Here is a 21,920-nt window from a genome sequence, read left to right on the forward strand (position 1 = left end):
TCAGGGGGCCGGGGGGATCAATAATTAAGATTCGGTCCCAGCCATCTTTCAGCATCTTCAATGGTCATACCTTTGCGGTGTGCGTAGTCAGTAACTTGATCTTTGCCTATTTTGCCCAAGCCAAAGTACCTTGCCTGCGGGTGCGCGAAGTAAAAACCACTTACTGATGCGGCCGGCATCATAGCCAAACTCTCGGTAAGGTGCATATGCGCGTTGTCTTCGGCCTTTAGCAATTCAAACAAGGTTGTTTTCTCCGTATGATCCGGACAGGCGGGGTAACCCGGTGCCGGGCGAATGCCCTGGTATTGTTCTTTGATGAGGTCGATATTATCCAAATTCTCATCCTTGGCATAACCCCAGTATTCCTTGCGTACCAGCTCGTGCATTTTTTCGGCAAACGCCTCGGCTAAACGGTCGGCAAGGGCCTTGGCCATAATGCTATTGTAATCGTCATGATCCTTTTCAAATTCGGCTACCAGTTCGTCGCAGCCAATACCGGCAGTTACGGCAAAGCCACCCCAGTAGTCAATAATGCCACTATCCTTTGGCGCGATAAAATCCGCAAGGGCGTAATATGGTTCGTCCTTGGCTTTTTCGGCTTGCTGGCGCAGGGTATGTATTTTAGTAATGACGTGCTGGCGAGTTTCATCGGTATATAATTCAATATCATCACCTATGCTGTTGGCCGGCCAAAAACCGATCACCCCGTTGGCATGCAGCAGCTTTTCGTCAACAATACGTTTAAGCAATACCTGCGCATCATCAAATAGTTTTTTCGCTTCCTGCCCTACAAATTTATCCTCAAATATTTTGGGGTAACTGCCACGTAGCTCCCAGGTATGAAAAAACGGTGTCCAATCGATATAAGGCAACAACTGCTCCAAAGGGTATGATTCGATAACTTTTGTACCCGTAAATGTTGGTTTATTAGGGATAGCGCCATTCAGGTTGATGTTGCATTTCATGCGGCGGGCATCCTCAATACTCACAAAGCGCTTATCGTTACGCTTGTTTAAATGCGCCTCGCGGGCTTTGGCATATTCATCCTTTATACCCTGAATATAATCGTCCTTTACACTGGCGTTCATCAGGTTGCTGCACACGGTTACGCTGCGCGATGCGTCCAGCACATGTATGGCAGCTCCCGAATAGTTTGGCGCTACCTTTACCGCGGCATGTATGCGTGAAGTGGTTGCCCCACCAATAATAAGCGGAATGGTAAAGCCCTCACGCTCCATCTCCTTGGCAAAATGCACCATTTCATCCAGCGATGGGGTGATTAATCCGCTCAGGCCTATAATATCTACCTGTTGTTTTTTAGCTTCTTCAATAATGCGTTGGGCAGGCACCATCACCCCCAGGTCAATCACCTCGAAGTTGTTACAGGCCAATACTACGCCAACTATATTTTTCCCTATATCGTGCACGTCGCCTTTTACAGTGGCCATCAGCACTTTGCCGGCATTGCTGCGTTCGTTGCCCGTGGCGTTCTTGGCTTTTTCGGCCTCAATAAATGGCAGCAAATAAGCTACGGCCTTTTTCATCACCCTGGCTGATTTTACCACCTGCGGTAAAAACATTTTACCGGCGCCAAACAGGTCGCCTACGATATTCATGCCATCCATTAGCGGCCCCTCAATCACCTCCAGCGGACGGGCATATTGCTGGCGTGCCTCTTCCACGTCAGCATCCAGGTACTCAATTATGCCCTTTACCAGTGCATGCGACAGGCGCTTTTCAACCGGCTCCTTGCGCCATTCCTCATCTTTAATAATCTCCTTGCCTTTACTTTTTATGGTATCGGCAAACTCAACCAAACGCTCGGTAGCATCCGGGCGACGGTTAAGCAGTACATCCTCTACCAGTACCAACAGGTCTTTAGGGATCTCTTCATAAACTTCCAGCATACCGGCGTTAACAATGCCCATATCCAGCCCGGCACTGATAGCATGGTATAAAAATGCCGAGTGCATAGCCTCGCGTACCACGTTATTTCCACGGAACGAGAACGATATATTACTTACCCCACCGCTAACTTTAGCGTGCGGCAGGTTTTGTTTTATCCAGCGGGTAGCTTCAATAAAATCAACCGCGTAGTTGTTATGCTCCTCTAAGCCGGTAGCTACGGTGAGGATATTTGGGTCGAAGATGATATCCTGCGGTGGAAAACCAACCTCGTTAACCAGTATATTGTATGATCGTTGGCAAATTTCGATACGGCGTTCCAATGAATCGGCCTGGCCGGTTTCATCAAACGCCATTACTACCACCGCCGCGCCGTAGCTTAATATTTTGCGGGCATATTCTTTAAACTTTTCTTCGCCTTCTTTTAGCGAGATGGAGTTCACGATGCCTTTCCCCTGCAAACATTTTAAACCTGCCTCGATCACTGTCCATTTTGAGGAGTCGATCATGATGGGCAACTTGGCAATATCCGGTTCAGAAGCTACGAGATTCAGGAACTTCACCATCACGGCTTCCGAGTCGATCATGCCCTCGTCCATGTTAATGTCGATCACCTGGGCACCACCCTCTACCTGCTGACGGGCAACAGTTAAGGCAGCCTCGTAATCTTCAGCCAATATCAGCTTCGAGAATTTTGGCGACCCGGTTATATTGGTACGCTCACCTACGTTTACAAAGTTGGTTTCGGGGGTCAGTGTTACCGCCTCCAAGCCACTCAGGCGCAAATAGGGTTCAATCTGCGGTAACTGGCGTGGCGGAAATTTTGCTGCCCGCTCGGCAATGCAACTGATGTGATCGGGCGTGGTGCCGCAGCAGCCGCCGACTATATTTACCAGTCCGGCTTTTATAAAATCATCAACCTGGTGTGCGGTTTCGTGCGGAGTTTCATCATACGCGCCAAACTCGTTGGGTAAGCCTGCGTTAGGATAAGCGGAAATATATACATCAGCCTTGTTAGATAGCTCTTCCAGGTATGGCCGCATCTCTTTAGCACCCAAAGCGCAGTTCAAACCTACCGACAGCAAATTGGCATGGCGGATAGAATTCCAGAACGCCTCAACTGTTTGCCCCGAAAGGGTACGGCCCGAAGCATCGGTTATGGTACCCGAGATCATGATCGGCAGTTGCTTGCCGCTTTCCTCTGCATAACGCTGGATGGCAAATAGGGCAGCCTTGGCATTCAGGGTATCAAATATGGTTTCAACCAGTAACAAGTCTGAGCCGCCATCAACCAATCCACGCACCTGCTCATAATAAGCTTCGGCCAGATCGTCAAAGCTCACGGCACGGTACCCGGGATCATTCACATCCGGCGATATGGATGCCGTGCGGTTTGTAGGTCCGACTGCGCCTGCCACAAAGCGAGGCTTTTCAGGTGTTTTTTTATTATACTCGTCGGCAACCTCACGGGCAAGGCGTGCGCCTTCATAGCTCATCTCATAAGCCAGCTCCTCCATGTGGTAGTCAGCCAGTGATATACGCTGGGTACTGAAGGTGTTGGTTTCAATAATATCGGCACCCGCGTCCAGGTACTCTACATGTATGGCCTTAATAATATCGGGGCGCGTAAGGTTAAGCAGGTCGTTACTACCTTTTAAGTCCGACGGATGCGCTGCGAAACGCTCGCCACGAAAATCAGCCTCGGTAAGCTGGTACCGCTGTATCATGGTACCCATTGCCCCGTCAATAACCAGTATGCGTTTTTTAAGTTCTTCTCTAATGTCCATTTGTTAAGATATGAGATGTGAGATTTGAGATATGAGACAGGATGCCATAATTGGACATCTACCTACATCAAAAACCCCATATCAAAACTTGAGTTGTTTAATCATCAGATCGAAATGGCAAAGCATCTCAAATTTCATGTCTAATAGCTCAAATCTAAATACAGCTTATCTCGAAAAGTCGGGCGTTGTTATCTGACTTTCGCTTATCTTTCCTAACCACTTAGTTTGCAGTTAAGTAGAATGTAGCACCTTGTAAGCACAGGTTGCTAAGACATCGCAGGGTCTAATCCCTCCGTCTTTCTCCATAAGCGTTGCAAAATTGCACAATAAGTTTATAATGTGCAACTGTTTTTAGCGGATAGCCGCGAAGGCCTGGTTGAAAGCATGGTCATCCTTGTTAACCACATGAAAATACGCGCTGTCGCCCCATTTAAAACGCGCGGCGTAGGCCTTCAGCAAGGTTTTTATTGCAGGCGCACTCGCTTTCAGCTCTTCCTTAGGGAAACGCCTGGTTACAACTGATGCATATTGCATAAAATCATTCAGTTCTGCATCGGTTGGTGAGTAGCTATTAACAAACTTATCAGCCAGGGGATATGCATGTAGTAGCGGCTGCATCCTATCGAGCACGTAAGATGTGAACAGCTGCACATCTGTAAGCGCTATAATTACCGGTGTGGATTGAGCAGTATCCGCCGGAACAAAAATATCGGGCATTATACCGCCGCCGCTGAACACCGGCTTGCCGCTGCTGGTACGGTAAGGCGACTTTTTATTGATAGCGCTATCGTTCAAACTCATTTCCGCCGAAAAAAGTTCTCCTTTACGCATACGCTCAGCCAGTTCATTACGATAGCTGGCCACGCCACGGCTGTATGATTTTTGTATCGATCTGCCTGAAGGCGTGTAATATCTGGCTACGGTGAGGTTTACTGCCGAGCCATCCTCGAACGGGAATTGCTGCTGCACCAAACCCTTGCCGAATGAGCGGCGGCCAACAATCACAGCACGATCCAGGTCCTGCAAAGCGCCTGATAAAATCTCGCTGGCTGAAGCCGAATACTCATCGATCAACACCGCCATGCTGCCTTCCTGAAAACTTCCTGAATCTGTAGCGAAGTAATCGGTACGCGGCTCGTGCACGCCCTTTGTGTAAACGATCAGCTTATTCTTGGGCAAAAACTCGTCGGCCATTTCGGTAGCCGCGGTAAGATAACCGCCGCCATTGCCGCGCAGGTCAAGCACCAGTTTTTTCATGCCCTGCACTTTAAGCCGGGCAATAGCTTTTTTAAAATCTGCATTGGTGGTTGCCGCGAACTTACTGATCTTGATGTAGCCGACATCGTTCCTCTCAACATAAGCCGCGTCCAGGCTACTCAAAGGCACGCGCCCGGGTTTTATGGAAAAACTTTTTTCAGCCGAAGCATCATCAGGCAACAACGCCGTTATAACTACACTTTGCGCCTGCTTTTCTTTTTTCAACAGTACCGCTGATGCAGCGCTGTCGGTTATGCCTGTTCCGGCAAATATTTTACCGTTAACGGCTATTACCCGGGTGCCGCCAACAATGCCGGCTTTAGCCGCCGGGCCGCCGGGGTATACCTGCGTAATCACCAAGGTATCACGCAGCAGCGTGTATTCAATACCCAAACCGTTAAAACCACCTTCGAGGCGTTCATTTACAGCACTGGCCTGCTTAGGCGGCAGATATAATGAATGCGGATCAAGCTTTTGCAGTAATTCGTTTACCGTAGCGCCCTCAATGCTGTCCACATTAACCGAGTCAACATAGTTATACTGCACCAGCTCCAATACTTTCGACATTTTATCGTTATGTTGTAACGACAAGCCAAAAGGCTCAGAACCTGCACCGCCCCTCCCCAGGTAAACACCCAAAACCACCCCTAGTATGAGTAAAAAGGCAGAGCGGAATATGATGGAAGCAGTTTTTTTCATTAGTATTATGTTAACACAAAGATAATTAAATTAAGTTCTGCGTATAATTCGACTATTACTGTATTTGATGAATTTTACCGAATTTTGTTAATCTAAAATCTATAATAAATGGAAGCTACTACCGAGCAAAGCTCGCACTACAATAATCTGGAAAAGATGAGCGTTGGCGAGTTGCTGCAAAATATAAATAACGAAGACAAAACCGTACCCTTAGCCGTTGAAAAGGCCCTGCCGCAAATTGAGGCGCTGGTTAAAGGCGTTGCGGAGCGTATGCGCAATGGCGGCCGCCTTTTTTACATTGGCGCGGGCACCAGCGGCCGTTTGGGCGTGGTTGATGCATCAGAGTGTCCGCCTACCTACGGTGTGCCTTTTGATATGGTGATCGGTATTATTGCCGGTGGCAACGGCGCCATCCGTAAAGCCGTTGAGTTTGCCGAGGATGATGCCGAACAAGCCTGGCAGGACATGCTGGCCTACAACATTACCGCTAAGGATGTTGTGGTGGGCATAGCCGCATCGGGCAGAACGCCTTATGTTATCGGGGGCTTAAAAACAGCCAATACCAACGGTTGCCTTACCGGCTGTATAGTTTGCAACAGCGGCAGCCCGGTTGCCGCCGAAGCGCAATATCCGGTTGAAGTGATTACCGGCCCCGAGTTTGTTACCGGATCGACCCGAATGAAGGCAGGCACGGCTCAAAAACTGGTATTAAACATGCTTACTACCAGTGTTATGATACAGTTAGGGCATGTAAAAGGTAATAAGATGGTGGATATGCAGTTATCAAATTATAAGCTGATTGACCGCGGAACCCGCATGGTGATGAGCGAGACCGGGCTTGATGAGGCTACCGCTGCAAACCTGCTGAAAACGCACGGCAGCGTACGCAAGGCTGTTGAAGCCGCCGGCAGATAAACAAGAATTACAGGAATACACAAATGCACGAGATAGAACCATATTACAAATGGCGCGATGACTACATAGCGGCGGAGGATCAGCATTCGCCCTTTTATGCTACCCAATACAGCGAATTTGAATTTGATAAGCAGATATACAACTACCTGCTGCATCCGCAGTGGGACACCTTCGGCTCAAACACCTTGTACCTGAAGGTGCTTTTTGTGGATTATGACAAGCAATATGCCATTATTGAATTTATTGGCGAATGGAACGACGCCATAGGTAACGACATTATGATGCTTAAGCGGGAATTGCTGGAGCTTATGATGGACGAAGGGATTAATAAATTCATCCTGATAGGCGAAAACATATTGAACTATCATTCATCTGACGATTGTTATTACGAAGAATGGTTTCAGGATGTGGAGGACGGCTGGATTGCGGGCGTTAACTTCAGGGAGCACGTTATCGAGGAATTTAGGCGCAACAACATCGATTATTACATTAACTTCGGCGGCGAGCTTGACGAATTGGTTTGGCGCGGACTAAAACCTATACAGGTATTTAAAAAGGTAGAAGAACAGTTGACCAAGCGATTAAACTAAGTCAACAGTATTCAATCTATATAATCAGGAAAACAACCTAAAACAAATAAAACAATGCAGGACAACACGCAACCTTACGTTTATAACAACGTAATTGAAATTGAAGATGCCGCAGCATCTCGAAGATTTATTGCTAATGTATTTATGTGGATGTTCGTGGCGCTTGGCCTCTCGGCCGGATTGGCCTGGATATTCGGACATGACATTACGCTGTTTAAATTATTAGTGGACTTAGAAACCGGGCAGCGCACGGGTTTGGGTACAGTAGTTATGTTTTTACCTTTGGCTTTCGTGCTTGTAATGTCTTTCGGCATGAATAAGTTGAACTACCCCTTACTTATTGTGCTGTTCGTGGCCTTTGCTTTGGCTATGGGCTTAAGCCTTAGCTTTATTTTTGCCGCTTATGCCGAAACTACTATCGCGGGCGTGTTTATAACGACGTCTGTTGTGTTTGGCGTAATGGCAGTTGCAGGCTATATTACAAACCAGGACCTGACCAAATTTGGCTCAATACTTACTATGCTTCTTGTTGGCGTGGTGGTAGCTTCATTAGTGAACTGGTTTATGCGTAGCGAAGGCCTTAGCCAAATAATTACCTATGTTGGCGTTGCTGTTTTTGTAGGCCTAACCGCTTACGATGTGCAAAAGCTTAAACGCATCGGCTCGGGTATGGAATATGGACAGGCATCTACCAAAAAAATGGCTGTAATGGGCGCGTTAACTTTGTACCTTGATTTTATTAACCTGTTTCTGTTACTGCTCCGTTTATTCGGCGGCGGCAGACGCAGCAATTAAGTCTAAACATTTAACAAATAGAAAGGGCGGCAATAAATATTGCCGCCCTTTCTGCTTTTATAAGCCGACGTTTACAATCAGGCTGTTTTCTTTTTACGGGTTCCGGCGAATACCGCACCGCCTATAGCCAGCACCAACAGTATCGACCCGGCAAGTGAAATGGTTTCACCGGTATAGTACGAAGTCGGGTGGAAGATAAATTCAATCTTATGGTTACCAATAGGTATCTGCGCGGCACGCAGCAGGTAATCAGCCCTAAAATATGGTTTTTCCTCACCATCAATCAGCATTTTCCAGCCTTTGTCATAGTAAATCTCCGAAAATACAGCCACCTGTGCCGAAGTTGAACCGCTCTCGTAAACCAGGTGCTCCGGTGCGTAGCTTACCAGTTTGATGGTAGCATTAGGATCAATACCTACTTCCTTCTCGTTGATAAACGATTTATATTGTTTATCAACTATGGCTTCCTCTTTCGGGTTAAAACTGCTGATGGCCTGCATCTCCTGGTCGGCGTTATCCGCATATTTAATGCTTTTTACAAACCAGGCATTGCCACAGGCGTCGGCATTGGTACGCATACCAGTTTGGCCGGTTTTCGGGTCGGCGGTGATGATGTATTTAGTGTTCAGCATATCCAGCACATCAGAGTTAATGCTTTTGCTAAACTGGTTATTCATCAGCTCATCAAAACGGCGCAAACGCGCAGAATGGAAACCGCCCACCGTTTTGTGGAAATATGATGCGTATGAATCACTAAATGGCAGAGATAGGCTCAAATCCATTACCCTATAATAAGTGGTATCGCGAGAAATAATGTTATCCACTTCGCGTGCCTTGTAAATATTATCGTAGTCTGATTTGTCCCTAAAATTCCGCTCATTCAGGTAACGTTTATCAACCGTCCACATGTCAGCCATTATTACCGCTACAAAGGCAAAGGCCAGCACTGTAGTATTCAACTTGCCTTTGATATATGCCCAAAGTATACCGAAGGTTATGAGTATAAAGATCAGTGAGCGGATGGCATCTGTTTTGGCAAGCGATATCCTATCCTGCACCAGGGCCGAGGCCACGGTATTAGCCATTCCATTATCGCCGCCAAAGGCTTGTGCCAGGCTGCTGATCAGCGTTTCGTGATTGCTTGATTTAAAGCTGAAGAAAATATCCGGGGCTACAGCCATAATCAGGCAGATGCCGCCGGTAATGTAAAGCGCTATTTTAAGTTTGTTGAATAGCGGTTTTTTATCCTGAGCGGTTACGAGTTCGTTTATAGCCAGGAAAGCCAGTATCGGGAAGCATAAGCTGGCAATAACCAGTATCGACTCCACCGCGCGGAACTTGTTGTACAGCGGGAAGTAATCAAAAAATATATCAGAGAAGCCGATTAGGTTTTTACCGTATGACAGCAGGATGCTTAACAGGGTAGCGCCCACTATCCACCACTTAATGCGGTTTTTAACCACCAGCAAACCGAATACGAACAGGAAGCACACAATGGCGCCGAAATACCAGGGGCCTGCTGTACCCGGCTTGTCACCCCAGTAAACGGGCAATTGCTGCGCAAAGCCTTGCGCCTGCCCGGCATCAACACCTTTCTCGGTAAGCGTTTTAACTACTTTTGAATCCTCACCGAGCGGGGTATGGTCGCCGCCGCCGTAGGCATTTGGTACCAGAAAGGTAATAATCTCGCTAACGCCCTGGCTCCAGTTGTAGGCATAACCCTTATCCAGACCATGATCGGCCTCGCTACCATCGTTTTTGGCTGTAAGATTTGCTTTACCGCGTATAGTATATTGGCTATATTCATAAGTAGTCCACAAAGTACCGGCGTTAATTAGTATGGCCAGTACAAACGAGGCAGCCAAAACCCCTATTGATTTGAGGAACGGCCTGGTTTGTTTTGCTTTAATGGCATGATAGGCCTCGATTGCTACCAATATCACCAGCGACAGCATCAGGTAATACGTCATCTGTACGTGGTTTGAGCGTACTTCCATCGCCATAAAAAATGCCGTAATAACGCCGCCCCACAAATATTTTCCGCGCAAAACAAGCAGTATACCCGCCAACAGCGGTGCAAAGAACGCTATGGCATAGGCCTGGTTAGCGTGCCCGGCCATTATATAAATAAAATTGTACGATGAAAAAGCGAAGGCAATAGCACCAGCCGCAGCCATAATCGGCTTGAAGCGCAATACACTGAACAGCAGGTAACCTCCCAGCAGGTACAGCAACACCGTATCTACCGGGTTAGGAAATACCGTTTTAAGCACGTTTATAACGTGTGTGGTAATATTTGATGCGTAAGGCGCCCAAATTTGGTATGAGGGCATACCGCCAAACATCTGGTTGGTCCATAAAGGGGCATGACCGGTTTTTTCTTTTACAGCCATTATCTCCCGCTGCATGGCCTGCGCCTGCGACACATCGCCCTGGTAAAGCATTTTGCCCTGTACCAGCGGACTAAAGAAATAGGCAAACGAGATAACTAAGAAAGCTGCTATTACAGCCAAATGCACGCCATTGCGCTTAAACCAGTTGTTCATCAATATAGTTTAAATGAGTATGAATGCTCAAAAATAAAAATTTGACCCGGATTGTAAATTAAAGTTAGAAACGAATGTTTAACAAGTGGTTGCCCTGGTACGGAACAGAAAAAACAATGCCACCATCACAATTAAGCTTACTACGTAAGCTATGATGCGCACCCGATCAAGCTCCTCGAGGTTACGGCGGATAATATAAAAATTGTACAAGGCCAGGCAGCCTAATACCACCCAAAAAAATGAATTTATTTTGCTGCACATAGCGAATACCTGCACAGATACAGCGAACACTATAAAGTTTACAATAATGAGCATAACCGTTTCGGGCGTATTGTTATGCTGGGGGCGACGCTTAAACAGCTGCTCTGGTACCATAAGCTATTTTACTTCCTCGTAGCTTACGTATTCGCCTTCGCTGTCGGGCACTGATGAACGCTTTTCGTGCGGAACATAGTCAACCCGGATGCTGCCCTCAGGTTTACGCGGAGGTTGCTGTTGCTGCTGATACTGGCTGTTAGCCTGTTGCTGTGCTTTGTTAAGGATACTTTTAAAAAACATAGGCAACAGCAAACGCGCTATCAAACGAACGGCGTACAATACTGCAATGGCTATGAATAAGAAACGTAATAATCCCATGAGAATTAATATTGGCGTACAAATATAATTTAATAACGCTAAAAATGTTTGGTTATGATTGAAGGCAGGTTTTTGACATTGCAGTGAGTTTATGCTCTTTTGTAAACGACACTATACTTCTTTCTCGAAAAGCTGCTTTGTACTTTTCCTTTATAGATGATTCCGTGTGAAGATACGTCATAGACCCGCCCACTTTTAAAAAACAATTTTAAAGGATAAAGCCGATAATTTTGAGGTTGGATATTGTGTAAGTCGGTAGCCTTGATGGTATCAGAAGCTGCGATCAATTTTAAAAAGATAGTATCATTTTTCACTGACCATTTTCCCGATGACCAACGATACGCCATGTGAACGTGGCGACTATATGAGTAGGAGGAATCGGCACGAATTTCTATTTTCTCGCCAATCTGATTTTTATATATCCCGATGTATTTTTTGTTTGTTTGCCCGCTGGCTATATTGCCAAATAACATTAGCATACACATACTAACCAAAGGCCAACTACCCATATTAATCTTTTGTGTAATAAGTGTATTTTCTAATCCCAGTTGCATTATTCAAACTTTTCCTTTTGAAAGGATTTCCTTTAAGATCAATCGTATACAATCGTCCTTGTGAAATATATAGCTTTTGTGGATTTGGTAGATAATTTTGCCGTTTACCGGTATTTGCTGTTACAGTCCCATCATATCTTTCCTGCATTTTCGGTATAGGTTCATCGGCCTTCGCCTTATCATAATGCATAAAGGCTCCGTTTTTATTATAAACCTTTACGGTATCATAAACCGGTATCATTGTTAGGAAAATGGTATCATTATTTACCGACCACTTGCCAGATGACCAGGTTGAAATCATATCAAACCGATAAGTATATAAAAAGGTTGAATCAGATCTAAGCTCTATCTTGCTACCATGCCCATCGTTATAAATACCATTATACACTTTAGATGATTGTGCTTTAGCAAAACTCACTATCAACACCAATGCAATTATCAATGACCAACGCCTAATGACCACTGGCTATTTCCCCCCAAACCTTTCTTCCATCATTTTCTCCAGGGCGAACATTTCGTCGCGCAGCTTGGCGGCTAATAAAAAGTCCATGTTCTTGGCGGCGGCAAGCATGTCCTTGCGGGTATTGTCGATTGATTTTTTAAGATCGGGCTTGCTCATGTATTGTACTATCGGGTCGGCAGCCAGGCTAACGGTGTCCTGTTCCACATAAGCTTTCTGCACCCCACCCTTAAAGTCGACCACCGAAGTTTGCTCAATAATGGCTTCTTTTGATTTACCTACCGTGCGCGGTACAATACCATGCTCTGTGTTATAGGCTATTTGCTTTTCGCGGCGGCGATTGGTTTCATCCATTGTGATCTGCATGGAGTCGGTAATGGTATCGGCATACATAATTACCCGGCCACGGTCATTACGCGCGGCACGGCCAATGGTTTGTATCAGCGAACGCTCCGATCGCAGGAAACCTTCCTTATCCGCATCCAGAATAGCCACCAACGATACTTCGGGTAAATCCAAACCCTCACGCAATAAGTTGATACCGATCAATACATCAAACTCACCCAGGCGCAGGCCGCGAAGTATTTCCACGCGTTCAAGCGTTTTAACTTCGGAGTGTATATAGCGGCATTTGATGCCGAGTTTATCCATGTATTTTGCCAATTCCTCGGCCATGCGTTTGGTAAGCGTGGTAACCAGCACACGGTCGCCTTTCTTTATGGTTTGATCAACTTCTTCCAGCAGATCATCCACCTGGTTGATGATCGGGCGTATATCAATCACCGGGTCAAGCAAACCTGTCGGGCGTATCACCTGCTCCACCACCACGCCTTCCGATTTTTCGAGTTCGTAATCGCCCGGCGTAGCGCTTACATATATGGTCTGTGGTGCCAATCTTTCAAACTCCTGGAAGTTTAGCGGACGGTTATCCATGGCCGCAGGCAGGCGGAAGCCATAATCAACAAGCGATACTTTACGCGAACGGTCACCACCATACATGGCACGTATCTGCGGTACGGTAACGTGGCTTTCATCGATCACCATCAGGTAATCATCCGGAAAATAATCCAGCAAGCAGAATGGCCTTGCACCGGGCTGGCGGCCATCAAAAAAGCGCGAATAATTCTCGATACCTGAGCAGTAACCCAGCTCACGTATCATCTCCAGGTCGTAATTCACCCTTTCCTCGAGGCGCTTTGCCTCTAAAAAGCGACCATCATCTATAAACTGTTTCTTACGGGTTTCAAGTTCCTCCTGTATGGCCCATACCGATTGCTGAAAGCGTTCGCGCGGGGCAACGTACAGGTTGGCTGGGTACAATACCATGTGCGTCATCTTCTCGATGGTTTTCCCGGTGGTGATATCAAAAGTACTTAACTCCTCAATATCATCCCCGAAAAACGAAACACGATAAGCATGATCCATATAGGCCGGAAAAATATCAACCACATCACCCTTTACCCTGAAGGTACCACGCTTAAAATCGGCCGTGGTGCGGGCATACAATATTTCTACCAAACGATGCAAAAACGCATTACGACTGATGCGCGTACCCACCGCGAACTTAAATACTGAATTGGCAAAATCCTCCGGGTTACCCATACCGTAAATGCACGATATGGATGATACCACAATCACATCCCGCCTGCCCGACATTAAGGCCGAGGTAGTGCGCAGACGCAGCTTCTCGATCTCGTCGTTTATCTGCAGATCCTTTTCTATATAAGTATTTGTTGTGGGAATAAACGCTTCCGGCTGATAGTAATCATAATACGATACGAAGTAGTTCACCGCGTTTTCGGGAAAGAACTGCTTAAACTCGCCGTACAATTGCGCGGCAAGGGTTTTATTGTGGCTCAATATCAGCGTAGGGCGTTGCGTTTGGGCGATAACATTGGCTACGGTAAACGTTTTACCCGAACCGGTAACACCCAGCAGGGTTTGGTACTGATCGCCGTTGTTAACACCTTCAACCAGTTGTTTTATAGCTGTAGGCTGATCGCCCGTAGGTTGATATTCAGAGGTAAGTTTAAAATCCATCTATAACAAAAATACGAATAAGTTTAACAGCAAAAAGGCGGGGATGTTGCGTGGAGCCACAATAACCTTAAAACTTACATTGACTACACATTAACAAACAGTTGTTGGAAAATCCAACCACAAATAACTGAAACCCAATTAGCAATCACGCCGTTTAACCAGTAACCAATTTACAAACTATACCTATCTATCTTATGAAAAAAGCTTTAAACCTCATGCTCATGCTATGGGCAAGCGCCACTATTCTTCTTTCCGGATGTAAGAAACAAGAGGCGCCGGTAACCAATCAATCAAACCCTGGTCCGGGCAAAACCACGCACGCCGCGTCACCAATTTTCACAAACGCGCTGCCCTCTATTGATAATGGCAGCTATTACGACCCCTGGGTTATACACATAGGCGGTTTTTATTACTACTGCGGGTCAGACGGCGGGCGGCTTTACATCACCAAATCCGCCACGCTGCAAAGCCTGTTACAGCAAACCAAAACGTATATTTTTACGCCACCGGCAGGTACCGGCTACTCATCAAACCTGTGGGCGCCCGAGTTGCATTATCGCGGTGGCCGCTGGTATGTTTACTTTGCCGCCGATAACGGCAATAACGATAATCACCGCATGTATGTGCTTGAGGGCGGCACCAATGCCAGCGACCCGCTGGCGGGTGGTTACGCCTATAAAGCCAAACTTACCCCAACTACCGACCGCTGGGCTATTGACGGCCACCCCTTTGATTATAACGGCGAGCAATATTTTGTATGGTCGGGCTGGGAAGGTACCACCAACGTTTCGCAATACCTGTACATCGCTAAAATGAGCAACCCCTATACCATAAGTGGCGAGCGGGTTGAAATATCGCGCCCGGATTATGCCTGGGAAAAGGTAGGCACACCAACCGTGAACGAAGGGCCTACTTCGCTCATCAGCGGCAGCACCGTAAATATTATTTACTCAGCCAGCGGCAGCTGGACCAACGACTATTGCCTGGGCCGCATTACCTGCACCAACGGCAATCTGATGGCCAAATCATCATGGGTAAAACAATCAACCGCGGCATTTTCGCGCTTTGGCAACGTATACGGGCCGGGCCATGCCTCGTTTGTAAAATCGCCCGACAATATTCAGTGGTGGATTGTTTACCACTCCGCCAATTCAGACGGCTCGGGTTGGGACAGGCGTGTTATGGCACAGCAATTTTCATGGGATGGAGATATCCCCTACTTCGGCATTCCGATTGAAAAAGGTATACCTATTCCGTCGCCGTCTATAGGTTCGGCGTACGCCATGCCTATTGCTAACGGCACTTATCGCATTAAATCAAAAGTAACCTCGCAATGTGTTGATGTACCCAGCGGCAGCAATACCCCGGGATTGCAAATACAGCAATACACGGATAACGGCAACATCGCACAGAAATGGGTATTTACCAGCCTGGGGAATGGCTATTACAAGATCAAATCGGCCGCATCCAACCTGTGCCTTGATAATGCCGGCGGATCGTTATCGGCAGGCAACATCATGATACAATGGACAGATAACAACAACATAGCCCAGCAATGGCGTGTGCAGGATATGGGCAACGGCTACTTTAAGCTCATCAATCGCCGCAGCCTGTTTGCGCTTAATGTACCGCAAAGTAACCAAACGCCCGGCACCAAGCTGGAACAATGGTTTGAAAATCAGTACGACGCCGAATTGTGGCAGATAATACCGTAACCCACCTGATTGACGTATAATACGAAAGCCTTTCGCATTAGCAGAAAGGCTTTCGTATTATACGTCGATATTTGAGAACATAAACCATCACAAATTATACTTAACCTACTTTAAGCCGCTCTTCCGGGTTAAGCAAGCCTTTAAGCAGCAGATAATTTCTCAACAACTCCGCGAAGGTACTTTCAGTCATCACCAGGCGTACTTCTAACGATAGGCCGAGGATGTTGCATACAATTTCATCAACACGCATTCCGCCGCGTTCATCAATCGTTTCAAGGCATTGGCCATAGCATTTTTTAGCCCGCTCTTCGTTCAATAATTCATTCGGGATAAAGTCAGGCAGATTATACGTTTCCTTCTTATCGCTCCATTGTACTCTCATTGGGTAATGTTGTTTGCATACATACAACCTAAAACCCTGCCAGCTTTAATTAAAGTGAATTATCAGCGCAATAAGCAAACCTGCATAATTGCGCTTGCTCAAAACGGGGAAGCAAATACACTACATTGCGATACAACCCCAGTGTTTAACCTCAAATTCCCCAAACATTCCTCAACCTTAGCTTAATATGCGTTTGGTACAGGTGTTGCATTAGCTTAATCACATTAAAAACAGTTGGTATGTTAGCTTTAATTTCAGTTTTGGTAATAGCGAATGTGCTGGTGCTTCTGTCAAAGAATCACGTACCGGAGAAAGAGATTTAGAAGTTGGTTTGTGAGGTGGGCCAGCAGGTAGGTTTTATTGCCTACCTGCTTTTTGCTTTATTATTTTGATACCGTTAACCGTTGCATATGGTAGATATTTAGAAGCACGGTTATTATACGATATGACAACCCCTATTAAACGCAAAGAGCCGCATTACAGCGGCTTTTGTGTTTTAAATTAATCCTCGCAATATGTATACGCAAGCCTTTTTTAATGGCTGTAGAAATACAAAATTTGCTTGGCCGGGACAATGCCTTTACATCATAATGAGAGGATATGCAGCAACATTGATACAATACGGAGATGCAACGCTTGTGCATTTATCTATTTTTACGGGCTGAAATATTGCTAATCCCCCGATTAATACATGAACAATATTACCCTGAGCTCCAAACCGCATTATCCTATACTGGACGGCTTACGCGGTGTGGCGGCAATTATCGTAGTTACCTTTCACCTGGCCGAGCCGCTGGGCACGGGTCATCTGGATATTATAGTTAACCACGGCTACCTGGCTGTCGATTTCTTTTTCCTGCTATCCGGGTTTGTAATCGGCTATGCATACGATGATCGCTGGCCTAAAATGACGTTCGGTATTTTTTTCAGGCTCCGTGTAGAGCGTCTTCAGCCACTCGTAATATTGGGCATGACTTTGGGCGCTATCGGCTTTTATTTTACAGATTCAACGCTCTGGCCATTGATCCACACGGTACCGATTTGGAGAATGCTGCTGGTGATGCTTATTGGTTACACTATATTGCCCATCCCGCTATCAATGGATATACGCGGCTGGCAGGAAATGCATCCATTGAACAGCGTTGGCTGGTCGTTGTTTTTCGAATACATAGCCAATATTTTATATGGCTTATGGATCAGGAAATTTTCAAATACGGCATTAAGCGTCCTGGTCGCGATATCTGCTATTGCGCTTGCGCAACTTGCCATATCCTACGGCGATGTAAGCGGCGGCTGGACTTTGAACACAGAACAGGTACGCATAGGCCTTACCCGAACCATGTACCCTTTTTTCGCGGGCCTGCTGCTGTCGCGCGTTGCCAAGCCAACGCATATCAAACACGCCTTTCTTTTATGCAGTATACTGGTAGCCGCCGCGCTTTACATGCCACGTATTGGCGGTGCCGAACACCTGTGGAGGAACGGGCTTTATGAATCATTTTGTATTATTATACTTTTCCCGCTGATTGTTTACCTCGGAGCCAGCGGCGTTGTGCAAACGCAGGCCGAGCGTAAAATATGCCGGTTTTTGGGCGATATATCCTACCCGTTATACCTGGTGCATTACCCGCTGGTATATTTCTATGTGGCCTGGATAAGCAACAATAAAGGCGTAACCGTAGCACAGGCCTGGCCTTATGCACTGGCTATATTGGTAGGCGCCATTATTTTGGCTTATATCGCTTTGAAATGGTACGATGAACCGGTACGGAGATGGTTGAGGAGTAAACGGCAGACTATTTAAACTATAGCTGCTTTTCTTTACGCATCATACTTAAAAACGCCGGCGTAATGCCCAGGTAAGCCGCTATTTGCTTTTGCGCGATGCGGCTTTCCAGGCCGGGATAGCGTTTCCGGAACTCCAGATAGCGTTGCTCGGCCGTTTTAGACAGGTTGGATGTGATACGCTTCTGGTACAGATCGAAACCGTTTTGAATAAGAGTACGAAAGAAGCGCTCGAACTTTGGAATTTCAGCAAACAGTTCTTCCAACCGGGATAATGATATATAATATACCTCGCTGTCTTCCAATGCCTGTATGGCATTAACTGTCGGTTTTTGCTTAAAAAAACTTACAATATCGCAAGCCCACCAGTTTTCAGGATAAAAGCCAATATTGTGTTCCTGGCCCTCCTTATCCGTATAAAACATGCGCAGGCAACCACTTTTCACAAAATAAAGATGCCGGTCTGTTTCGCCGGGCTGCAATAGTAAAGTACGCCTGGCTAAATTCTTTTGCTCAAATAAAGCAAGCACGCGCTTCTCTTCATCAGCAGAGAGCGCTATGTGCATAGCAAAATTTGATAGTATCAACTGATGCATAGACCAAGGTAAGCATTTACAGCTCGAATGGTGTAGTCATGTACAAACGCAGTTCGGCTGTGGCCTCAAGGCGGTGCGGATTGGCGATTTGCTGATATGCCTCGCTTTCAGCGATTGTTTTAAACGCCTGCGCGCTGGGATATTCTACCAGTAAAATAGCATCCCAGGTTTCGGTTTCCGGCGCCAGTATATTGGCTACCACATTACTCAACAACCGGGGCTTTACATTTTTAATGCCCAGTTGTTCAGTTACTTTTTGGAAGGCCGGGAGATAAACCTCGAAATAATGCGCCCTATCTTTAAACTTTAACATATTCAGCATCAGCACAGGTCCTTGCACATTTTCAAAATCAGGTAGTTTCATAGTGTATGTTTTATGATGAATAAAATATCAGCAAAGTGGATATCTTTTTGTACACCACAAAAATCTGCAGCGGGCACCGCAAAAAAGTTCAACTGGTTGAAGATTTTAAAATAGTAATAGACCTCCTACAATATTCGACAGAAAAAGGGAAAAGTTATATTAAACCTTTCCCTTGTTAACAGGCGGAAAACATGCTTTTATCCCGTCACCCTAAAAGAGTCTATTAGATTATTTTTTAACCCCAAATGAAATTGCAGCACTATCGGGCTTCCGGTGAAAGTGCCCGAGACTTCTGCCGTCAGTGTTCCCTCCGATCCAACCTCCTCATAATTTAGCGGCTTGGTAACAGTTTGATATTTCTCATTCGCATCTTCAATCCATTGGCGAATTTCTTCTTTGCCTGTGTAGGTCTTGCCTTCGTCATGAACAATAGCCGTATCCATGAAACATTCCACAAAAGCCTTACTATCAAAATTATTTTGCGTTGCTACAAAACGCTCTATCAGTTTAGGTAATTCCATAATATCGTATATTGATTTTAAATTGTTGGTATTGTTCCTCCGTCAATAATAAATTCAGTACCACTCAGGTAATTGGCTCTCGGCGAGGCCAGAAAGCCGACGAGTTCCGCCACTTCTTCAGGTTCGGCAGGCCTTCCGGCAGGTATCCCACCCAGGGCTGTTATAACACTTTGTTCGGCCTCTTCAATGCTGCTATTTGAACTTTTCGCTATCCGTTCTAAAAAGTATTTCACATTTTCAGTCTTGATCCAACCTGGCGAAACGGTTAATACGCGCACCCCTTTAGCTGTCACTTCTTTCGATAGCCCTTTACTATAATTTATGAGACCGGCCTTTGCAGCCGCATACGGTAGCGTTGCATCATATAAAGGAAGACTTCCCTGAATAGAGGCGATATGAATGATTACGCCATTACCGCGCTCAATCATTTGGGGTAGAAAAGCCCTGTCTAACCTTACCGGTGCAAATAAGTTCGTGTTGATGGCGCTTTCCCAATGCTCATCATTCAACACTGCGAAACCGCCAGCGGGCGTTTCAGATGCACCAAGGTTATTAATTAAAATGTCCAGCCGTCCATACTTATCCAAAATGGCATTGGCTACCGAGTCTGCAGTACCGCGCAGGCTAAGGTCGGCCGGGATAAAGTGCATGTCAGGGTCTTCCTGATCGGGCTTGTTTCTGGCTGCTATTACCACTATTGCGCCCGCCGCTTTTAAACGCCCGGCTATTGCTTTACCGGCACCCTTTGTGCCACCTGTTACCAGGGCTATTTTACCCGATAATTCGTTACTGTAATTGATTTGCTCTTTCATAAATGTTGTGATCTTTATGCAAATCTCAGCAGTATATCGATACCATACAATTACGGACTTACGAATCAAATAGGGATAAATTTGTCCGTATTGCTCACTTATTGAACCCGATGTATATTTGTAATTATGTACATAAAAAAGATTGCGCCGTCTCTTAATTGCGGCCTTGACCTGGTTGGTGAAGTTTTGTACGGCAAATGGAAAATTCGCATCCTGTGGTTCATATATCAGGGTCACTTAAGGCCAAGCGAATTACAGCGTAAGATACCCGACGCAACCAGACGGGTACTAAACGTGCAGTTAAAAGAGCTTGAGGATCATGAATTAGTGACGCGAACCATCTATCCGGTAATGCCCCCAAAAGTAGAATACAACTTGACTGAATTTGGAAAAACGCTGATCCCGCTTGTACAATCAATCGGCCTTTGGGGCGACGAACATCAAGAGCGTTTACGCAGGGTCATTTTACAACAAAGCGCATTATTAAATAAACCTGGGATATGAATAAAAAAAATCGGGCAAACTTAAATTAAGTTTGCCCGATTAGGTAGCCCCAATAGGACTAAAATCGAACCGCTTAATGCAAGACTTGCAAGCTTTATCAAATGTCTAATATTGGTTCGAGCCCAGTTTCGGGAGGTTACACACTGAGCAGTAAAAAGATGAAATTGAATCAAATCCATATTGAATGGCAGAGCTATGGATGGTAACTATTATTTATTTTGATCTTTTTCCTTTTTTGAGCTACTGACAATTATTATGTTATGCCCCAGTTTGCCAATGGCTTCAACTATAGACTGCTGAGCATTCTCATGGATATAGACTGCTTTTATAGCTTCCTTCGGGAATTCAATTTTATAGCCCGCGACATCTTTGCTGCGATCTGGTGTATTTCTCCCCGCTAATATCACCCTAGATTCGTTTTGTTTACTAAATTGTTCTCCAATCCTAGTGAACATCTTTAAAAAGAGTTGGTCCATACATTTCTCGCTTAGGCTTATTTCATTGATGGTCTTATAGATTTCCCCATCTTCAGTTTTTTCCCATAAGATATCATATTCGTTGGTGGATTTAAAAAGCGTGGGATCATTTAAGTATTCCACTTTTTTAAAACAATCACCGAGCCCGTAATTCTTGACAAAATGTTCCTCCAAAATATTCCTATCAAATTCCATTACAAGGCCGTTTTTCGCATTGGGGAATTTACCCAAGGTTGCAGGTGATGGCATATCTTCCGTAAAACAGCAGATTCCGGCTATTGCAGATTCTTCTGCAACATCAACATTATCCTTAAATAGCCTCGTAAAAGCACTATTTATGGATTCGTTTTCTTTGATAAAGGCAAATACATTAGCATCATTGGTATCTTTAAATGCGCTGGGGCGGGAAAACCATAGATAGTGCTCTTTTATTTCCTCGACTGTCTTCTCATTAGCAGGCCTTACACGGTAAATTTTTGACATCTTAATCCACTTTTTAGACAAGTTTAATAATAAATTCCGGTTCACATAAACCTGTATGATATCGTATTGAAGCTTAATACACGGATTGAATCAAATTA

Annotated in this window: 20 protein-coding genes and 1 riboswitch; of the genes, 6 read left to right on the forward strand and 14 right to left on the reverse strand. The window is 45.6% G+C overall.

What is annotated here, in order from left to right; translation table 11 throughout:
- Window positions 1-17: 17 nt before the first annotated feature.
- Together metH and ABD960_RS15840 are read right to left on the reverse strand one after the other, a co-directional pair.
- Window positions 18-3,692 (reverse strand): methionine synthase, encoded by a 3,675-nt coding sequence (gene metH, locus ABD960_RS15835; RefSeq protein ID WP_345332264.1) that lies wholly within the window; start codon window positions 3,690-3,692, stop codon window positions 18-20.
- Window positions 3,693-3,892: 200 nt separating this feature from the next.
- Window positions 3,893-4,003, reverse strand: a riboswitch (SAM riboswitch).
- Between the two features lie 40 nt (window positions 4,004-4,043).
- Window positions 4,044-5,648, reverse strand: coding sequence for a S41 family peptidase (locus tag ABD960_RS15840; protein WP_345332266.1), 1,605 nt, complete (start codon window positions 5,646-5,648; stop codon window positions 4,044-4,046).
- A 108-nt stretch (window positions 5,649-5,756) separates the two neighbouring features.
- Between ABD960_RS15840 and murQ the strand changes: the two genes are divergently transcribed.
- From murQ to ABD960_RS15855, 3 genes are read left to right on the forward strand one after another with little or no spacing between them, the layout of a single operon-like run.
- On the forward strand, window positions 5,757-6,563 hold the full coding sequence (gene murQ, locus ABD960_RS15845; RefSeq protein ID WP_345332268.1) for an N-acetylmuramic acid 6-phosphate etherase: 807 nt from the start codon (window positions 5,757-5,759) through the stop codon (window positions 6,561-6,563).
- A gap of 23 nt (window positions 6,564-6,586) precedes the next feature.
- Window positions 6,587-7,153 carry a hypothetical protein gene (locus ABD960_RS15850; protein ID WP_345332270.1) on the forward strand — a complete coding sequence of 189 codons (567 nt, stop codon included), beginning with the start codon at window positions 6,587-6,589 and terminating at the stop codon, window positions 7,151-7,153.
- A gap of 54 nt (window positions 7,154-7,207) precedes the next feature.
- Entirely contained in the window at window positions 7,208-7,948 is a 741-nt protein-coding gene (locus ABD960_RS15855; protein ID WP_345332272.1) for a Bax inhibitor-1/YccA family protein, read from the forward strand.
- Between the two features lie 77 nt (window positions 7,949-8,025).
- Here ABD960_RS15855 and ABD960_RS15860 read toward each other — a convergent pair whose 3' ends face one another.
- The 6 genes from ABD960_RS15860 to uvrB all read right to left on the reverse strand — a co-directional run bounded on the left by ABD960_RS15860 (window position 8,026) and on the right by uvrB (window position 14,184).
- The gene (locus ABD960_RS15860) at window positions 8,026-10,494 is read right to left on the reverse strand and encodes a YfhO family protein (protein ID WP_345332275.1); all 2,469 of its coding nucleotides are present in this window, start codon (window positions 10,492-10,494) and stop codon (window positions 8,026-8,028) included.
- A gap of 78 nt (window positions 10,495-10,572) precedes the next feature.
- Window positions 10,573-10,869, reverse strand: coding sequence for a hypothetical protein (locus tag ABD960_RS15865; protein ID WP_345332278.1), 297 nt, complete (start codon window positions 10,867-10,869; stop codon window positions 10,573-10,575).
- 3 nt (window positions 10,870-10,872) lie between these two features.
- Window positions 10,873-11,130: a DUF4834 family protein gene (locus tag ABD960_RS15870; RefSeq protein ID WP_345332281.1), complete on the reverse strand. Its 258-nt coding sequence runs from the start codon at window positions 11,128-11,130 to the stop codon at window positions 10,873-10,875.
- A gap of 89 nt (window positions 11,131-11,219) precedes the next feature.
- Window positions 11,220-11,684 carry a hypothetical protein gene (locus ABD960_RS15875; RefSeq protein WP_345332283.1) on the reverse strand — a complete coding sequence of 155 codons (465 nt, stop codon included), beginning with the start codon at window positions 11,682-11,684 and terminating at the stop codon, window positions 11,220-11,222.
- On the reverse strand, window positions 11,641-12,102 hold the full coding sequence (locus ABD960_RS15880; protein WP_345332286.1) for a hypothetical protein: 462 nt from the start codon (window positions 12,100-12,102) through the stop codon (window positions 11,641-11,643). The genes ABD960_RS15875 and ABD960_RS15880 overlap by 44 nt, the downstream gene beginning before the upstream one ends.
- A gap of 48 nt (window positions 12,103-12,150) precedes the next feature.
- On the reverse strand, window positions 12,151-14,184 hold the full coding sequence (uvrB, locus tag ABD960_RS15885; protein ID WP_345332288.1) for an excinuclease ABC subunit UvrB: 2,034 nt from the start codon (window positions 14,182-14,184) through the stop codon (window positions 12,151-12,153).
- Between the two features lie 194 nt (window positions 14,185-14,378).
- Between uvrB and ABD960_RS15890 the strand changes: the two genes are divergently transcribed.
- Complete coding sequence (locus ABD960_RS15890) at window positions 14,379-15,899, forward strand: family 43 glycosylhydrolase (RefSeq protein WP_345332290.1); 1,521 nt, start codon at window positions 14,379-14,381, stop codon at window positions 15,897-15,899.
- A 100-nt stretch (window positions 15,900-15,999) separates the two neighbouring features.
- Here the strand turns inward: ABD960_RS15890 and ABD960_RS15895 are convergent, their stop codons facing one another.
- Window positions 16,000-16,281: a hypothetical protein gene (locus ABD960_RS15895; protein WP_345332293.1), complete on the reverse strand. Its 282-nt coding sequence runs from the start codon at window positions 16,279-16,281 to the stop codon at window positions 16,000-16,002.
- A 691-nt stretch (window positions 16,282-16,972) separates the two neighbouring features.
- Between ABD960_RS15895 and ABD960_RS15900 the strand changes: the two genes are divergently transcribed.
- Window positions 16,973-18,085, forward strand: a complete 1,113-nt coding sequence (locus ABD960_RS15900) for an acyltransferase family protein (RefSeq protein WP_345332296.1) — start codon at window positions 16,973-16,975, stop codon at window positions 18,083-18,085.
- 1 nt (window position 18,086) lies between these two features.
- Here ABD960_RS15900 and ABD960_RS15905 read toward each other — a convergent pair whose 3' ends face one another.
- The 4 genes from ABD960_RS15905 to ABD960_RS15920 all read right to left on the reverse strand — a co-directional run bounded on the left by ABD960_RS15905 (window position 18,087) and on the right by ABD960_RS15920 (window position 20,359).
- Window positions 18,087-18,632, reverse strand: a complete 546-nt coding sequence (locus tag ABD960_RS15905) for a Crp/Fnr family transcriptional regulator (protein WP_345332298.1) — start codon at window positions 18,630-18,632, stop codon at window positions 18,087-18,089.
- A gap of 46 nt (window positions 18,633-18,678) precedes the next feature.
- Window positions 18,679-19,026 (reverse strand): DUF1330 domain-containing protein, encoded by a 348-nt coding sequence (locus ABD960_RS15910; protein WP_345332301.1) that lies wholly within the window; start codon window positions 19,024-19,026, stop codon window positions 18,679-18,681.
- Between the two features lie 197 nt (window positions 19,027-19,223).
- Window positions 19,224-19,547, reverse strand: coding sequence for a nuclear transport factor 2 family protein (locus ABD960_RS15915; protein ID WP_345332303.1), 324 nt, complete (start codon window positions 19,545-19,547; stop codon window positions 19,224-19,226).
- A gap of 17 nt (window positions 19,548-19,564) precedes the next feature.
- Window positions 19,565-20,359: an SDR family oxidoreductase gene (locus ABD960_RS15920; RefSeq protein ID WP_345332305.1), complete on the reverse strand. Its 795-nt coding sequence runs from the start codon at window positions 20,357-20,359 to the stop codon at window positions 19,565-19,567.
- 126 nt (window positions 20,360-20,485) lie between these two features.
- On the opposite strand from ABD960_RS15920, the gene ABD960_RS15925 reads away from it, so the two are divergent.
- Window positions 20,486-20,863, forward strand: coding sequence for a winged helix-turn-helix transcriptional regulator (locus tag ABD960_RS15925; protein ID WP_345332308.1), 378 nt, complete (start codon window positions 20,486-20,488; stop codon window positions 20,861-20,863).
- Window positions 20,864-21,072: 209 nt separating this feature from the next.
- Here ABD960_RS15925 and ABD960_RS15930 read toward each other — a convergent pair whose 3' ends face one another.
- Window positions 21,073-21,822, reverse strand: a complete 750-nt coding sequence (locus tag ABD960_RS15930) for a hypothetical protein (RefSeq protein ID WP_345332310.1) — start codon at window positions 21,820-21,822, stop codon at window positions 21,073-21,075.
- Window positions 21,823-21,920 lie beyond the last annotated feature (98 nt).

It is taken from the genome of Mucilaginibacter defluvii, assembly GCF_039543225.1.
GTDB classification, from domain to species: Bacteria; Bacteroidota; Bacteroidia; order Sphingobacteriales; family Sphingobacteriaceae; genus Mucilaginibacter; species Mucilaginibacter defluvii.

Excerpts from the sequence above, each read along its gene's own strand:
- ABD960_RS15930 (WP_345332310.1), bottom strand. The coding sequence starts at position 21,822 with ATGTCAAAAATTTACCGTGTAAGGCCTGCTAATGAGAAGACAGTCGAG.
- uvrB (WP_345332288.1), bottom strand. The coding sequence starts at position 14,184 with ATGGATTTTAAACTTACCTCTGAATATCAACCTACGGGCGATCAGCCT.
- ABD960_RS15910 (WP_345332301.1), bottom strand. The coding sequence starts at position 19,026 with ATGAAACTACCTGATTTTGAAAATGTGCAAGGACCTGTGCTGATGCTG.
- ABD960_RS15855 (WP_345332272.1), top strand. The coding sequence starts at position 7,208 with ATGCAGGACAACACGCAACCTTACGTTTATAACAACGTAATTGAAATT.
- ABD960_RS15890 (WP_345332290.1), top strand. The coding sequence starts at position 14,379 with ATGAAAAAAGCTTTAAACCTCATGCTCATGCTATGGGCAAGCGCCACT.
- murQ (WP_345332268.1), top strand. The coding sequence starts at position 5,757 with ATGGAAGCTACTACCGAGCAAAGCTCGCACTACAATAATCTGGAAAAG.
- ABD960_RS15920 (WP_345332305.1), bottom strand. The coding sequence starts at position 20,359 with ATGAAAGAGCAAATCAATTACAGTAACGAATTATCGGGTAAAATAGCC.
- ABD960_RS15875 (WP_345332283.1), bottom strand. The coding sequence starts at position 11,684 with ATGCAACTGGGATTAGAAAATACACTTATTACACAAAAGATTAATATG.
- ABD960_RS15840 (WP_345332266.1), bottom strand. The coding sequence starts at position 5,648 with ATGAAAAAAACTGCTTCCATCATATTCCGCTCTGCCTTTTTACTCATA.
- ABD960_RS15925 (WP_345332308.1), top strand. The coding sequence starts at position 20,486 with ATGTACATAAAAAAGATTGCGCCGTCTCTTAATTGCGGCCTTGACCTG.
- metH (WP_345332264.1), bottom strand. The coding sequence starts at position 3,692 with ATGGACATTAGAGAAGAACTTAAAAAACGCATACTGGTTATTGACGGG.
- ABD960_RS15905 (WP_345332298.1), bottom strand. The coding sequence starts at position 18,632 with ATGCACATAGCGCTCTCTGCTGATGAAGAGAAGCGCGTGCTTGCTTTA.
- ABD960_RS15870 (WP_345332281.1), bottom strand. The coding sequence starts at position 11,130 with ATGGGATTATTACGTTTCTTATTCATAGCCATTGCAGTATTGTACGCC.
- ABD960_RS15860 (WP_345332275.1), bottom strand. The coding sequence starts at position 10,494 with ATGAACAACTGGTTTAAGCGCAATGGCGTGCATTTGGCTGTAATAGCA.
- ABD960_RS15900 (WP_345332296.1), top strand. The coding sequence starts at position 16,973 with ATGAACAATATTACCCTGAGCTCCAAACCGCATTATCCTATACTGGAC.
- ABD960_RS15865 (WP_345332278.1), bottom strand. The coding sequence starts at position 10,869 with ATGGTACCAGAGCAGCTGTTTAAGCGTCGCCCCCAGCATAACAATACG.
- ABD960_RS15850 (WP_345332270.1), top strand. The coding sequence starts at position 6,587 with ATGCACGAGATAGAACCATATTACAAATGGCGCGATGACTACATAGCG.
- ABD960_RS15915 (WP_345332303.1), bottom strand. The coding sequence starts at position 19,547 with ATGGAATTACCTAAACTGATAGAGCGTTTTGTAGCAACGCAAAATAAT.
- ABD960_RS15895 (WP_345332293.1), bottom strand. The coding sequence starts at position 16,281 with ATGAGAGTACAATGGAGCGATAAGAAGGAAACGTATAATCTGCCTGAC.